This is a genomic window from Saccharicrinis aurantiacus (assembly GCF_001660705.2).
GTDB lineage: Bacteria > Bacteroidota > Bacteroidia > Bacteroidales > Marinilabiliaceae > Saccharicrinis > Saccharicrinis aurantiacus.
The window spans coordinates 279,549-295,714 of record NZ_LYBV02000034.1 but is presented as its reverse complement, the minus strand read 5'-3'; the positions used below and the strand labels follow the sequence as shown (position 1 = coordinate 295,714).

The window sequence follows — 16,166 nt, the reverse complement described above, 5'->3', positions numbered from 1 at the left end:
AAAGCCAAGAGTATACAACCATTTATAGTCATTGTATTTGTTGTCTTCTGCCTTCAGTCTTTTGCCTTCAAACTAACCTTGATATAGTTTACTTGTTCTTTGGTTTTTTTCTAAACTGGGCACCTCTTGCAACATCTTTACGAAGCTCCGCATCGGTTTTAAAGCCTATTGTAGTATTTTTAAAATCTCTAAACGAAACTTCTTTTTCGGTGTTCTTTCCCTCTGATTGTGTGCGTAAAAAGAAAGTTCCTAAACCATCTATCTTCACGTTTTCTCCATCTAGTAAAGCTTGTTTTATATAATCTACTAGTGAAATTACCACACCTCTGGTTTCGGCCTTGGTAAGTGAGCTGGCTTTTGTGATGTGTTGCTCTGCATCATTTAAAGTACGAGTGGCTTTATATGCAGGGCGCGCATAGTATTTCTTGTTTGGTCTGTTTCGTGGGTCTTCAAGAGCTGTTATAATATATTCTATCATGGCTTTGGGTGATATTTTTATAAGTATATGTTAGTACTAATATACGTATAAAATAATATTTATCCACTGCCTAATAGCAAGTTATCCACTGGATAAATATAAATACCCACTGGCTAATTTAAAATGTCCACTGGGTAAATATTGATTAGCCAGTGGCTATTTAATATTTTGTGCTTATGAAAATATTAGTCTGTCCTTACTAAAAAGGTAACTTCTCTAAATCGAGGTTTCCGCCGGTGAGTATAATGCCTACGTTTTTATCTTTAAAAGCCTCTTTGTTTTCGAGGATAATGGCGAGAGTTATGGCGGCAGAAGGTTCTACTATTATTTTCATGCGTTCCCAAATCATGCGCATGGCTTCAACAATGGCCTTATCGGGAGCGGTGATTACTGCATCAACGTTGTTTTTTATGATTTCGTAGTTGAGCTCGCCTAGTGATGTTAATAGGCCGTCGGCAATACTTTGCGGATTAACGGCAGGCACTAGCTTTTCTTGTAAAAACGATTGGTAAGCATCGTCGGCACCTTCGGGCTCGGCAGCAATGAGTTCGATATCCGGATTCAGATATTTGGCACTAAGGGCCGTTCCGGCTAGCAAGCCTCCTCCGCCAACTGGGGTAAGTATGGCATCTAAACCTTCTACCTGTCCCATTAACTCAAGGGCGCAGGTGCCTTGTCCGGCAATTACTTCGGCCTGATTGTAGGGGTGTACCAATGTAGCACCCGTTTGGGCTACAATTTTAACCAAGGTTTCTTCACGGTCTTTTAGTGTTGGCTCGCATAGGGTAATTTTACCTCCGTAGCCCGCCACTGCTTTCTGTTTAATTTCGGGTGCATTATTGGGCATTACTATGTGTGCCTCAATACCTCTAAGCTGTGCTGCTAGTGCCAATGCTGCTGCATGATTGCCCGATGAATGGGTGGCTACGCCTTTTGCGGCTTCTTCATCGCTCAGCGAAAAAACGGCATTAATGGCGCCGCGTATTTTAAAGGCCCCTACTTTTTGCAGGTTCTCGCACTTAAAAAATAAGTTGGCACCTGTAATTTCGTTAATCGACTGACTGGTTAAAACGGGGGTAATGTGTATGTATTGTTCTATGCGGGCAAAGGCCTCTTCAATATCTGAGAAATTTGGAATAATCATGCGTGTATCCTTATAAATATGAAAGGGGAAATTTATTGGATTCCCCACGGGCAAAGTTAGTATAAAAAAGTGTGAAGGCTGAAGATAGAAGGCAGAAGAACAAATTTAATAAGGGCCTCGTCATGACAAGGAGCGCGGCCATTTCAAGGCGCCTATTAAAGTATTTAAAAAGTGTGAAGGCTGAAGGTAGAAGAAAGAAGAACAAATTTAATAAGCGCCTCGTCATGACAAGGAGCGCGGCCGTCTCAAGGCGCTAAATAAAGCATTTAAAAAGTGTGAAGTTAGAAGATAGAAGACAGAAGGACAAATTAAATAAGCGTCGTCATGGCAAGGAGCGCGGGCATTTCAAGGCGCCTAATAAAGCATTTAAAAAGTGTGAAGGCTGAAGATAGAAGAAAGAAGGACAAATTTAATAAGCGCCTCGTCATGGCAAGGAGCGCGGCCATCTCAAGGCGCCTATTAAAGCATTTAAAAAGTGTGAAGGCTGAAGGTAGAAGGCAGAAGAACAAATTTAATAAGCTCCTCGTCATAGTGAGGAACGGCTTCTGAAACACTAAAGAATACTATATTCTTTTGCGTTATGATGTTTATTAACATCGCAAAAAAAAGCCAGTACCAAAATAAATTCGATACTGGCCATAACAAATATAAACCAACAAATGAGTTCAAAAGATCAGTAGCCTTTCGGGCTTCGGGGTTATTGTCTTAAAACAAAGCAAAAGCTACGGTTAGTCCGCTCATCACAACGCTAACCATCGTCATCAGTTTAATTAAAATATTTAACGAAGGGCCCGCAGTATCTTTAAACGGATCGCCAACTGTGTCGCCAACCACACCCGCCTTATGGGCATCAGAACCTTTGCCACCAAAGTTTCCTTTCTCAATATATTTCTTTGCGTTATCCCAAGCCCCACCGGCGTTGTTCAAGAAAATAGCCAAGGTAAACCCTGTGGTTAAACCACCCATTAAAAGACCAATTACACCGGCTACACCAAATATTAAACCCACTGCAATGGGCACAATAATGGCCAATAAAGAAGGCAGTAGCATTTCGCGCTGCGCCCCTTTTGTTGATATCTCAACGCACTTGGCATACTCAGGCGTAGCTGTGCCCTCTAATATTCCAGGTATTTCTCTAAACTGGCGACGTACCTCATCCACCATGGCGCCGGCAGCTCTTCCTACTGCCTTCATGGTCATGGCACAAAACACAAAGGCCATCATGGCGCCAATAAACAAACCTGCTAGTAATAGCGGGTTAAATAACGATAAGTCGTAGAATGTGGAGAAATCCTTTAGGCTAGCCTCTGAAATTACCACGGCTTTAACGCCTTCGGCCACAGCCGTTGATTTATCAAGTACAAACTGAATGGAGTTTTGTACAATGGTTTCGCCGCCTTTTAAATCGCGTTGCAGCCAAATTTTAATTTCTTCCATGTAGGCAGCCATTAAGGCCATTGCTGTTAAAGCAGCCGATCCAATGGCAAAGCCCTTACCCGTTGCAGCGGTGGTATTCCCTAGCATATCCAAGGCATCTGTTCTTTCGCGCACCTCGTGGGGTAGCTCTGCCATCTCAGCATTTCCGCCTGCATTATCTGCAATTGGTCCAAAGGCATCGGTGGCTAAAGTAATACCCAGTGTAGATAACATACCCACGGCAGCAAAACCAATACCGTATACACCTTCGGCAAAGTTGGTAAAGCCTCCGGCAAAACCGAAGGAAGCAATAATGCCAATTACAATGGTAACTACCGGAATCCATGTGGAATACATACCAATGGCAATGCCATCAATAATAGTGGTGGCCGGACCTTGTTGTGCTTGCGCCGCAATTCCTTGGGTAGGTTTATAACCATCAGAAGTATAATATTCAGTACCCTGACCAATAACTACACCGGCAATTAATCCGGCAACTACTGAGCCAAATATGCCCCACTCGAGCCAGCCCATTGCTGCCATTGCCGCTATAGCCGCTAAAATCAATACCGAACTTCCTCCTGTACCAATTAATAAGGAATTTAATAAGCTTTTAGGCGTTGCATCCTCTTTGGTTTGCACCATAAACACCCCCACAATAGAAAGTATAATACCAATGGCCGCCACCAACATTGGTGCAATTACCTTGGCCGCCATATCGCCACCGCTATTCACGCTTAGGGCAGCCCCTAAGGCAGCAGTAGCTAGTATTGAACCACAATACGATTCGTATAAATCGGCACCCATACCTGCAACATCGCCCACGTTATCGCCCACATTATCGGCAATGGTTGCCGGGTTGCGCGGATCATCCTCAGGAATACCGGCCTCAACCTTACCCACTAAATCGGCACCCACATCAGCAGCCTTGGTATAAATACCACCACCCACACGCGCAAATAAAGCCTGTGTTGAAGCCCCCATACCAAAGGTTAACATGGTGGCTGTTATTTCTAAAAGTTTCTGCGATTCATCCATGCCCGCGTGTACAAAGTCTAAACCCAAAAAGCTTAAGCCATGCGCCATATGTTCAGTGGTATAAACCACTTTAGTAAGCAATAAGTACCATAACGAAATGTCAAGTAGGCCAAATCCAACCACTACCATGCCCATTACAGCACCACTTCGGAAAGCCACTTTCAGCCCTTTGTTTAACGATTCCGATGCCCCTTGCGCAGTACGTGCCGAGGCATAAGTGGCTGTTTTCATTCCTAAATATCCGCAGAGGCCCGAGAAGAAGCCGCCCGTTAAAAAAGCAATTGGCACAAACGGATTTTGAACACCCATGTATGCCAATACGGTTAAAATTACCAAAAGAACTGTAAACACAATACCCACCACTTTATACTGTCGCTTTAGGTAAGCCATTGCGCCATCTCGCACATGCTGTGCAATTTCTTTCATTCTGTCTGTTCCCTCCGAGCTCTTCATCATATCTTTAAAAAAGAGCCACGCAAATACCAATGCAATTACCGATGCCACTGGTATTATCCAAAATAATTGTGTAATCATAAAATAAGATTTAGTACTGTTATTTTTAAGGTATTGTAGAAATTCGTCTTTGTAATATACTCAATTTATTATGCTTAACATATTAGTTGTGACAGTCTTAATGTAGATTGAATAAAAATAAGAATAGCTGTTGGGGCAGCTGATCTCGCTATTCGTTTTAGCTTTTATTAATGGGTAAAATTCAACTAAGTTGTGCGTGGGCTTCTTGGGTCGCCTCCGCCAACAAAGTATCATTTTTACCCATTAACAAAAGGCTATCACTTCTATCAAGGCTGCGTAAGCTAAAGTGGTAATTAATACTTGCTCTTATAAGTTGAATCAAGTCCAATAAAAAAGGTCCTCCTAATGTTGTTTATCAACACTAAAAGAACCTAAATCTACCATAATCCTAATCTAATGTAACTTTATATTATTAACACTGGATTATAAAACCCACTTGCCTTCTATATTTAATACCCACTCGTTCATGATCTTTTGTTTTAATGATTATACATCAAATTTACGGGTTTAAATGATTCAATTCTGAGATCTTCGTTTAATGGTTTATTACTGTCGACGAATATGCTTTACCTGTCTTTTACCGGAATGGTAGTTATAGTTATTGTGTTTTTTGGTTATTGTAATGTTGATTGTCATTTATTTAAATGAAAAAGGTTCTTCCAGTGTTGATGAGCAACACCAAAAGAACCAAACCAAACCTAACCCTAACCCTAAATCTATATTATTAACACTGGATTATAAAACCCATTTGCCTTCTATATTTAATACCCACTCGTTCATGACCTTTTGTTTTAATGATTATACATCAAATTTACAGCTTTAATTGTTTCAAATCTGAAATCTTCGTTTAATGGTTTATTACTGTCGATGAACATGCGCTACCTGTCTTTTATCGGAATAGCTAGTTATAATTATAGTGTTCTAGGTATAAGTATTGTCTTTATTTAAAATGAAAAAGGTTCTTCTAGTGTTGATGAGCAACACCAAAAGAACCAAACCAAACCTAACCCTAACCCTAAATCTATATTATTAACACTGGATTATAAAACCCACTTGCCTTCTATATTTAATACCCACTCGTTCATGACCTTTTGTTTTAATGATTATACATCAAATTTACAGCTTTAATCGTTTCAAATTGGAAATGTTCGTTTAATGGTTTATTACTGTCGACGAACATGCGCTAGCTGTCTTTTATCGGAATGGCTAGTTATAATCATAGTGTTTGTAGGTATATGTGATGCTGATTGTTATCTATATAAAAGAAGAAGGTTCTTCTAGTGTTGATGAGCAACACCAAAAGAACCAAACCAAAACTAACCCTAACCTTATATTATTAACACTAGATTATAAAACCCACTTGCCTTCTATATTTAATACCCACTCGTTCATGACCTTTTGTTTTAATGATTATGCATCAAATTTACGGGTTTAATTGTTTCACATCTGAGATCTTCGCTTAATGGTTAATATCTGTCGATGAACATGCGCTACCTGTCTTTTATCAGAATAGCTAGTTATAATCATAGTGTTCTGGGTATATGTATTGTCTTTATTTAAAAGAAAAAGGTTCTTCCAGTGTTGATGAGCAACATCGAAAGAACCTAAATAAACACTAACCTTAACCCTAAATCTATATTATTAACATTGGATTATAAAACCCACTTACCTTCTATATTTAATACCCACTCGTTCATGACCTTTTGTTTTAATGATTATATATCAAATTTACGGGTTTAATTGTTTCAAATTGGAAATGTTCGTTTAATGGTTTATTACTGTCGATGAATATGTGCTAGCTGTCTTTTATCGGAATAGCTAGTTATAATTATAGTGTTCTAGGTATAAGTATTGTCTTTATTTAAAAGAAAAAGGTTCTTCTTGTGTTGATGAGCAACACCAAAAGAACCTAACCAAACCTAACCCTAACCCTAAATCTATATTATTAACACTGGATTATAAAACCCATTTGCCTTCTATATTTAATACCCACTCGTTCATGACCTTTTGTTTTAATGATTATACATCAAATTTAAGGGTTTAATTGTTTCAAATTGGAAATGTTCGTTTAATGGTTTATTACTGACGATGAACATGCGCTACCTGTCTTTTATCGGAATGGGAGTTATAATCATAGTGTTTGTAGGTATATGTAATATTGATTGTCATCTATATAAATAAAAAAGGTTCTTCTAGTGTTGATGAGCAACACCAAAAGAACCAAACCAAAACTAACCCTTACCTTATATTATTAACACTGGATTATAAAACCCACTTGCCTTCTATATTTAATACCCACTCGTTCATGATCTTTTGTTTTAATGATTATACATCAAATTTAAAGGTTTAATTGCATTAAATCGGAGATCTTCGTTTAATGGTTTATTACTGTCGACGAATATGTTTTACCTGTCTTTAATCGGATTGAAGACTAAATTAAATATAGCTTACTAATTGAGCTATATTAGATCATCTACCTTTTGGGGTTTGAAATTATCATGTTGTTTCATGTTGGTTTATCATTATATATAAAAACAATATGATTTAAAGTGTTTAATTGCCATTGCTTAGTTATCGCATTAAACTTAAATACGTATTTTTACCACAAATTAAATCCTCATGCTTAAAATAATAGCCGATAATAAAATCCCTTTTCTCGAGGGAGTTTTAGAATCCAAAGCCGATATCGTTTATAAGACCGGTGCAGAAACAACGCCTGAATTAGTAAAAAATGCGGATGCATTAATTACGCGTACACGCACCAAATGTAATGCCCACCTACTTAAGGGGAGTAATGTAAAAACCATTGCTACAGCTACCATTGGTTACGACCATATTGATACTCAATTTTGTGCAGCACACAATATTACTTGGAATAATTCCCCAGGTTGTAATGCCGGATCAGTAAAGCAATATATTGCTTCTGCTCTTGCTACCTTAAGCTTGGCAACAGGTCAATCGCTCAAGGGAAAAACCATTGGTATAGTTGGGGTGGGTAACGTCGGCTCTAAAGTAAGCGATTTAGCCAAGGGCATCGGCATGAAAGTTTTATTGAATGACCCACCAAGGGCTAAGAAGGAAGGTGCTGCTGCTTTTGTATCCTTAAAAGAGATTCAAGAAAAGGCGGATGTCATTACCTTTCATGTTCCCTTTCAGCGTGAAGGGGTCTACAAAACGCATCATCTGGCCGATAATGCTTTTTTAGCTGCTTGTAAGAAAGATGTAGTTATTATGAACTCCTCAAGAGGTGAGGTGATTAACAATGCCGATTTATTGAATCAGATTAATACAGGTCATATTTCCAATGCCGTAATTGATGTTTGGGAAGAGGAACCAGCTATCAATCTTAATTTATTAAACAAAGTTTTAATTGGTACTTCGCATATTGCAGGTTACTCCGTAGATGGTAAAGCAAACGGAACAGCTCAATCTGTTAATAACATCAGTAAGTATTTTAATTTGGGTCTCGATAATTGGTATCCTGAAGCTTTGCCACAACCAAAGCAACCAGTAATAGAATTAGATGCAGCAGCTCATAGCTTTGATGATTTATGGATAAAGGCAGTGTTGCATACCTATCCAATCAACATTGATGATGAGCTCTTGAAAACTAAACCCGAAGATTTTGAACAGCACCGTGGTAATTATATGATGCGACGTGAGTTTCAGGCTTATACAATTCGCCTGAAAAATGGTAATGCAGATATCATTGATTGCCTTAAGAGTATTGGGTTTATAAATGTAATTAAAGAATAGAGGCGATTCTGCTTTCTGTTTTAACATTATATAACGCAATCAATTAATTTAGAGAAAAACAATATTCAATGATATTTGTCTTTATATCTGAATACTTACATTTACAAAGAATAAAATAAACATATTACATATGATATCGGGAAGTAATCTACCCAGTATCTCTTTCAAAATATCTAATTATGAGTAAAAAAGCCGATATAGGATTAATAGGTTTAGCTGTAATGGGCGAGAACCTTGTATTAAACATGGAAAGTAAAGGTTATACTGTAGCCGTTTTTAATAGAACTACTGAAAAGGTTGATAAGTTTGTGAACGGACGTGGAGCAAATAAAAACTTTATTGGTGCCCATTCTATAAAGGAGTTGGTTGACTCATTAGAGAAGCCTAGAAAGGTAATGATGCTTGTAAAAGCAGGTGCTGCTGTTGATGCCTTAATTGATCAGGTGATACCGCATTTAGAAGAAGGAGATATTATTATTGATGGTGGTAATTCTCATTATCCGGATAGTATTAGAAGAACAGAATATGTAGAGAGTAAAGGATTACTTTTTGTGGGTAGTGGAGTCTCAGGAGGTGAAGAAGGTGCACTAACAGGACCTTCATTAATGCCAGGTGGATCTCCTGCTGCATGGCCTCATATCAAAGATATTTTCCAAAATATTTCTGCTAAAGTTGAGAACGGTGTTCCTTGCTGCGATTGGGTTGGCGAAGGTGGTGCTGGTCATTTTGTGAAGATGGTGCACAATGGTATTGAGTACGGCGATATGCAAATTATCAGCGAAGCCTATCATATTATGAAGGAATACCTTGGTATGACTCATAAAGAAATGCACGATGTATTTGACGAGTGGAACAAAGGTGATTTAGATAGTTATCTTACTGAAATTACTCGCGATATTATGGCTTACGAAGAAGATGGCGAGCCATTGGTTGAAAATATATTAGATGCTGCCGGACAAAAGGGAACGGGTAAGTGGACAGGAATTACAGCTCTTGATTTGGGAGTGCCTTTAACTTTAATTGGTGAGTCGGTTTTTGCACGTTGCTTATCATCACAAAAAGCCGAAAGAGTTGAAGCAGCCAAAGTATTGGGTAGCCCAATAAAGAAATTCGAAGGCGATAAACAAGCTTTTATCAATAATATTAAGGATGCACTTTTTGCTTCAAAAATTGTATCGTATGCGCAAGGTTACGTTCTAATGAACGAAGCTGCGAAGGAGTTTGGATGGGATTTAAACTATGGAGGTATTGCATTAATGTGGCGCGGTGGTTGTATCATCCGTTCTGTTTTCTTAAACAAAATTAAGGATGCATTTGATAAGAATCCAGCACTTCCTAACTTGTTGTTAGACTCTTACTTTACAGATAAAGTGAAAGATGCAGAGCAAGGATGGAGAAATGTGGTTGGACAAGCTGTTATTGCAGGTATACCTGTTCCTACATTCTCTAGTGCATTAAGTTATTACGATGGTTACAGAACTGAGAAGTTACCAGCTAACTTGCTACAGGCACAACGTGATTATTTTGGAGCGCATACCTACGAAAGAGTAGATAAGCCACGTGGTGAGTTTTTCCACACAAACTGGACGGGTAGAGGAGGAGACACTGCTTCAACTACCTACGATGTATAAATAATAGGCAACTCATATAATTGTTGAAAGCCGGCTTTAATAAGTCGGCTTTTTTGTTGATTACATCTTTAAAAGAATATCTTTAATAATGTAATGTGTTTATTTACAGCACTAAATGAAGTTATTAACAACTTCGTGAATAGTTGAAAACTTGTTGTTTAAGTGTTGATATCCTATTAATAGCTATTTATCATCCTCTTCTTTAGCAGGAGCCTCGAAGTTGAATATTCGTTGCGTATTATAGGCAAAGTATCCTCCAAATAGAGAAACAAATAGGGATAGCGAATAAAATATAATACTTAATGCAACTGCATGATCTTGATTTAGGCCAAGGTACTTAGAGCCTATCATGAAGGTAACTTCTCTTAAACCTAGTCCACCTAGTGATATTGGTATAGCCGACATAATGCTAGATAATAAAAAGAGGAATAAGTAATCTTCAGCATGTCCTGCTATTTCGGTTCCCATCGACATGAGTATAATAAGTGCCGAAAGCATCTGTAGTCCTTGTATGATAATGGATAGAACAAGTACTTGAATTGTACCTCCTTTTAAATGGCTACTAACTACTCTTAGGTATATGTAGTATCCGATTGCTAAAAAGGGGATGAATATAATGAACCACTTGAAGAATGGTGATATAAGCACCAAGAACTCATTAAACCAATTGGCTCCTTCAAAGTCTCCAGCCACAGCTGTAAAATCATATTCTATAAAAAACACCAGAGCGCATAAGTACATCAATATAACCACAAGTCCACTCAGTCTATCAGCGAATATGGTTCCGATTAACCGTTTTACCGGCGTTCGATAATATTTATTGATGAGGTAAACCTTATAGCCATCACCACCTACACCACCCGGCAGGAATAGGTTATAGAACATTCCTAGCCAAAATAAACGAATGTTAGTTATTTGGGGGATACTTACCGGAATGTATTTGTAAAAAACATTTAAGCGAAATGCGGAGCAAACCTGAGATGCTGCAAATACTATTATCGCAATTACTAGATAAAAAGGATTTATACCTGAGATGGCGCCTAAAGTTTGAGCTAAATCTACTTTTGAAAATACGTAATATAGAGCTCCAACAGAGAGCGTAATTTTTGCAATTAATTTAATTGCTTTGGCATACTTCTTAAAAAACGACAATGCTTATGATATTAAGATTAATAGAATCCTATTTGTTGATCGTAAACAAATTAATTTAAATATAATGATTCGTTTACTATAGGATCAGCCACAAATTTAATTATTATGTGCAATCAATCACTTTTATAAACAAAAAAAGAGTGACTTAATTGTTAAGTCACTCTTCCTCCAAGGTAATTAGTTTTTATTTAAGAAGTACCTCAGCAAGTTCTTCCTCGAAAAAGAAATTCTCCATTCCAAAGGCTGGACTAAGCTCATCTATCCATTGTGCTTTTTCATCGTATTTAGCAAAAAATGGTCGTGCTGCCCAATCACTATTTCTTCCTTGAATAAACTCAAGGGCTATAACTTTTTCTCCTTTTATTTCAGTAACTCCTGAAACCCTTACTTTACCAGGCGTGCACGACATACTTGGTCCACGTACCGTACGCGCCACACCACTCACTTGAGTGTATGCTTTTTGAAAGATCTGCCACGCTTTTACTACTGGTATTCCAAAGTATTCTTGAGCTCCAGTATCACGAGCCATAAACATGTAATAAGGTATTAAACCAAGCTTAACTTGTTTCTTCCACATATCTGCCCAAACATCAGCATCGGCATTAATGTGATTTAATACAGGAGACTGAGTTCTAATTGTTGCTCCAGTTGCTCGTATCTTTTTAATGGCACTTTGTACCGCGTCTGTACTTAATTCTGTTGGGTGATTGAAGTGTGCCATAAATGAAAGTGATTTACCTGCTTTGGTAACTTTTTCAAAAATAGCTAACATATCATCCGCATCAGTATCTGTTAAATATCTATAAGGCCAGAAACCTAAGGTTTTTGATCCAATTCGGATAGTTTGTAGGTGCTCAATATTTGCATCTAATATCTTTGTGATATAAACATCCAATGCAGATGCTTTCATAATCATTGGGTCACCACCTGTAATTAATAAATCAGTAATCTCAGTATGTTCTTTTAGGTAACCAACAATCAAATCAGCCTCTTTCATTGAGAACTTAATGTCGTTCATGTTGGTGAACTGTGGCCATCTGAAACAAAAAGTACAATAAGCATGGCATGTTTGACCTTGCGTAGGGAAAAACAACATAGTTTCCCTGTATTTATGCTGTACGCCTTGTAGTTTAACTCCGTTAAGTTCGGGTACGTTATACTCCAACTGGCCCGCAGGATGTGGGTTTAATTTTTCTCTAATCTTATTTGCTTCCTCTTTAATTACTTTTTTATCCGCATTTTGCTTCAATAGATGAGCCATTGAATTAAAATCATCGGAAGGAAGCATTTCCTTTTGAGGAAAATTAAGAATAAAGATCGGATCAGTTTTATAATTACTCCAATCAATTAACTCATCCACTACATAATTATTTGTTTTAAATGGTAAAACATTTCCAACTACTTCAATAGCAAAAAGATCTTCTTCAGACAATTGATTGATTTGGGGAATGTTTTTAAAATTATGTAACGTATAAGTCTGATACTTCATAAATAATTATTTTAAATATTACTGCACTTCAATTCAACACTAACACTCATTGCCTTTTAATCATGATATATGGATGATTTTAGATGGCAAATTTGCAGTGATGCTAATTATTATTTTAGTAATTAATTCAACTTTGCGCCAAATTCCTTACTAATTGTCAATTTTATAGGGAAGTTAGTTATAAATCGTAAATCCCATAAGTGCCTAAAAAAAAGGATATTATGCGATTTGAGATTAAATCGGGCACAAAAGTATGAAAAATTAAAACAAATTACCTAATAAGTTCGGTTCTATTTGTGTCAAGCTTTAAAAATATAAATAAAAGTGTAGTAAATCCCCATAAGGAGGATCCTCCGTAACTAAAGAATGGCAAGGGAATACCGATAACAGGAGCGAGGCCGATTGTCATTCCAATATTTATTGCAAAATGAAAGAAAAAGATGGACGCGACGCAATATCCGTATACCCTACTAAATGTAGAGTGCTGTTTTTCTGCTAGAATAATAAGCCGGAGCATTAATATAAGAAATAGCGCAATTACAGCTGTAGTGCCCACAAATCCCCATTCTTCACCAACTGTGCAATAAATAAAGTCAGTGCTTTGCTCTGGTACAAAGTTAAATTTTGTTTGTGTTCCCTGTAAATATCCTTTACCAGTTAAACCACCTGAACCAATGGCAATTTTCGATTGATTTACATTGTATCCTGCGCCCAAAGGATCATCTTTAAACCCCAGAAGAACGTTAATACGAGTACGTTGGTATTCTGATAAAATCTCTTCAATAAAGTAATCGGTTGATAGCGTAAAAATTATGGCACCCCATAAAAACATTAGGATCGGGTAAACTACTTTTTGTCGTTTTTTTATCCCAACAACCAATATATAGGTGCTTGATGCTAAAGTTGCAACAACAATTAATAACTCCCAGAAATATTCCTTTTCAATGGCTGCATAAATGGCCAATCCAAGCAATAGTGTTGCAATACCTATTGCTAAACTTATTGCAACAAGCTTTAGGTTGGTTTTGTACATCAATATTAGCGCAATAACAACTATGATTGATGATAATATTAAATAGTTAGGATAAATTATGGTAAACACTGAAACCACGGCACCAATAACAGCTAATATTAATACATTGCCTGAAAATCCTTCTCGATAGAAGGGGAGGGCCAATACAAAAAATACTAAAGCTGAGCCCGTGTCATTCTGCAATAAGATGCATACAACAGGAGCCATCCATACGGCTATTATTTTTAATAAGTCTTTCCGCTTTTTAAAGGAGAAGCCGTAATTACTGATTATCCTTGATACAGTTAAGGCAGTAGCAACCTTGGCTAACTCAACGGGTTGGAACCTCACAGGACCTAGCTCAAACCACGATTTAGCTCCATTAATTTCCTTACCTAAAAAGATAACACTGAATAGTAAGAATACCGATAGACCGTACAAAAAGTAGGAGAATGCCACATAAAACTTACTATCGGTTATGAATAGAATCCATATGATAAATAACGATAAGCCGAACCATATTAACTGTTTTGCATATTCTTTATTGGGATCAAAGAAAACAGGATTCTCGGGGTTGTAGTTCGCCGCATAAATATTAATCCATCCAAAAGCCACGAGGATAAGATAAAGGATAACTGTTATCCAATCGATGTTTTTTATAGTACTATTTTTTACCATGAATCAAATCTCCTTCCAACATCCTTTTTTCAATCCACTCGCGCGATGGCTGAATTTCTTTATTTAAGTATTTTTCTACCATTAAACCTGCAATTGGCGCAGCCCAAGTAGAACCATATCCACCATTTTCAACATATACGGCAATGGCTATTTTAGGGTCATCTTTAGGTGCAAAAGCAATAAATACCGAATGGTCTTTTCCGTGAGGGTTTTGAGCAGTTCCTGTTTTACCACAAATACTTATCCCCGGAATACGTGCCATTCTAGCAGTTCCTAACTCATCGTTCCATACTGCCATTTCCATCCCATCTATAACAGGAGCAAAATGGGTTGTGTCAATTCCTGTTTCATGCTTTTCTAAAAATCGAGAAGGAACAGTATCATTTTCAATTGATTTAATAATATGTGGTGTGTAGTAATATCCTCTATTCGCAATTGTGGCAGACATATTTGCCATTTGAATAGGTGTAATCAATAACTCACCCTGTCCAATAGCCATTGAAACAACTGTTAATGACGACCAGCTTTTGTTATATATTTTATCGAAAGTTTTACTGTTCGGAACAAAGCCTCTATTCTCATTAGCAAAATCAACTCCTAGTTTGTATCCAAAGCCAAATCTCACTAGATAGTCTTTCCAAAGTTCAAAGCCATTTTGCACTGTCCCATTTTTTGGTTGATCGATAACATATCGGAAGACATTACAATAATATGCATTACATGAGTTGGCGATAGATTGACGTAAATTAAGCGGACTATAATGGTGGTGACAACCCAAGTGAAAACGGCCTACATTATAGCCGCTATAGCACTCAAATTTTGAATTTGGAGTAATTACACCTTCCTGCAGTCCAATTAATGCTTGTACGGTTTTAAATGTTGACCCTGGCGGATACCATGCCATAATAGGTCTGTTATACAGTGGTTTTAAAGAATCGGTACTAAGTTTTGAGAAATTACCAGCTCGTTGTTTACCAACCAATAAATTAGGATTGTAGTTTGGACTAGATACCATTGATAAGAGCTCGCCTGTAGAAGGCTCAATTGCAACAATGGCACCAATCTTATTTTGCATCAATTCTTCACCATAGGCTTGCAAATCAATATCAAGTGTTAAATTGATGTCTTTTCCTGCTACAGCAGGAATATCAAATTTCCCATCTCTAAAAGCCCCTTTTTCACGACCATGAACATCCACTAATACATATTTATAACCTTTCTCTCCTCGAAGGTTATTTTCGTAAGTAGATTCTATTCCATTAATCCCGTGGTAGTCACCTTTTGTATAATACTTATCTCTCTTTAAATCTTTTGATCCTACCTCGCCGATGTAACCAAGAATGTGTGCAGCATATGGATATTCGTAGTTTCTGAGTGTTCTTCTTTGAACGAAGAATCCATCGTACTTATATAGTTTCTCTTGCAAATAACCATATTGCTTTGCTGATAACTGTTTGTAAAATATGGACGGTTTAATGGCTGAAATTTTACGGTATTTTAGTTTTGTCCGCATTTTATCAAAAAGCTCAACCAATTCTTCTTTTGTTATTTCAAGGGCATTGCAAAAAGAAGTAGTATCGAGGCTTTTTAATTCTCGTGGAACCACCATCAAATCATAATCTGCCTGATTGGAAACTATGAGATTATTATTTCTATCATATACCAAACCCCTTGCCGGGAAGGTGACGATCTCTCTTCGAGTATTGTTTTCTGCATATGATTTATAAGATGGATCGTAAACTTGCAGATTGAAAAGTTTAAGCACAAATGTTAATGCCAATGAAATAAATATCAAGGCAATAACAATCGATCTTTTATTTATATTTCCCACAGCCTTA

General features: G+C 37.3%; 9 protein-coding genes. 2 read left to right on the top strand and 7 right to left on the bottom strand.

Going from position 1 to position 16,166, the window contains the following annotated elements; translation table 11 throughout:
- Window positions 1-88: 88 nt before the first annotated feature.
- The 3 genes from A8B35_RS17870 to A8B35_RS17855 form a co-directional block, all read right to left on the bottom strand.
- The gene (locus A8B35_RS17870) at window positions 89-478 is read right to left on the bottom strand and encodes an HU family DNA-binding protein (protein WP_068474867.1); all 390 of its coding nucleotides are present in this window, start codon (window positions 476-478) and stop codon (window positions 89-91) included.
- A 199-nt stretch (window positions 479-677) separates the two neighbouring features.
- Entirely contained in the window at window positions 678-1,622 is a 945-nt protein-coding gene (locus A8B35_RS17865; protein WP_068474865.1) for a pyridoxal-phosphate dependent enzyme, read from the bottom strand.
- Between the two features lie 705 nt (window positions 1,623-2,327).
- Entirely contained in the window at window positions 2,328-4,610 is a 2,283-nt protein-coding gene (locus A8B35_RS17855) for a sodium-translocating pyrophosphatase (protein WP_068474860.1), read from the bottom strand.
- A 2,619-nt stretch (window positions 4,611-7,229) separates the two neighbouring features.
- Between A8B35_RS17855 and pdxB the strand changes: the two genes are divergently transcribed.
- Together pdxB and gnd are read left to right on the top strand one after the other, a co-directional pair.
- Window positions 7,230-8,366, top strand: coding sequence for a 4-phosphoerythronate dehydrogenase PdxB (gene pdxB, locus A8B35_RS17845; RefSeq protein WP_068474854.1), 1,137 nt, complete (start codon window positions 7,230-7,232; stop codon window positions 8,364-8,366).
- A 179-nt stretch (window positions 8,367-8,545) separates the two neighbouring features.
- The gene (gnd, locus tag A8B35_RS17840) at window positions 8,546-9,997 is read left to right on the top strand and encodes a decarboxylating NADP(+)-dependent phosphogluconate dehydrogenase (RefSeq protein ID WP_068474851.1); all 1,452 of its coding nucleotides are present in this window, start codon (window positions 8,546-8,548) and stop codon (window positions 9,995-9,997) included.
- Window positions 9,998-10,180: 183 nt separating this feature from the next.
- Here gnd and A8B35_RS17835 read toward each other — a convergent pair whose 3' ends face one another.
- From A8B35_RS17835 to mrdA, 4 genes are all read right to left on the bottom strand, one after another.
- Window positions 10,181-11,149 (bottom strand): lysylphosphatidylglycerol synthase transmembrane domain-containing protein, encoded by a 969-nt coding sequence (locus A8B35_RS17835; RefSeq protein ID WP_068474849.1) that lies wholly within the window; start codon window positions 11,147-11,149, stop codon window positions 10,181-10,183.
- Between the two features lie 184 nt (window positions 11,150-11,333).
- Window positions 11,334-12,638 (bottom strand): KamA family radical SAM protein, encoded by a 1,305-nt coding sequence (locus A8B35_RS17830; protein WP_068474846.1) that lies wholly within the window; start codon window positions 12,636-12,638, stop codon window positions 11,334-11,336.
- 271 nt (window positions 12,639-12,909) lie between these two features.
- A complete protein-coding gene (gene rodA / locus A8B35_RS17825; protein ID WP_068474843.1) occupies window positions 12,910-14,328 on the bottom strand; it encodes a rod shape-determining protein RodA in 1,419 nt (472 codons plus the stop codon).
- Entirely contained in the window at window positions 14,315-16,159 is a 1,845-nt protein-coding gene (gene mrdA, locus A8B35_RS17820) for a penicillin-binding protein 2 (protein WP_068474841.1), read from the bottom strand. Before mrdA ends, rodA begins: the two co-directional genes overlap by 14 nt.
- Window positions 16,160-16,166 lie beyond the last annotated feature (7 nt).

Excerpts from the sequence above, each read along its gene's own strand:
- A8B35_RS17870 (WP_068474867.1), bottom strand. The coding sequence starts at position 478 with ATGATAGAATATATTATAACAGCTCTTGAAGACCCACGAAACAGACCA.
- A8B35_RS17865 (WP_068474865.1), bottom strand. The coding sequence starts at position 1,622 with ATGATTATTCCAAATTTCTCAGATATTGAAGAGGCCTTTGCCCGCATA.
- A8B35_RS17855 (WP_068474860.1), bottom strand. The coding sequence starts at position 4,610 with ATGATTACACAATTATTTTGGATAATACCAGTGGCATCGGTAATTGCA.
- pdxB (WP_068474854.1), top strand. The coding sequence starts at position 7,230 with ATGCTTAAAATAATAGCCGATAATAAAATCCCTTTTCTCGAGGGAGTT.
- gnd (WP_068474851.1), top strand. The coding sequence starts at position 8,546 with ATGAGTAAAAAAGCCGATATAGGATTAATAGGTTTAGCTGTAATGGGC.
- A8B35_RS17830 (WP_068474846.1), bottom strand. The coding sequence starts at position 12,638 with ATGAAGTATCAGACTTATACGTTACATAATTTTAAAAACATTCCCCAA.
- rodA (WP_068474843.1), bottom strand. The coding sequence starts at position 14,328 with ATGGTAAAAAATAGTACTATAAAAAACATCGATTGGATAACAGTTATC.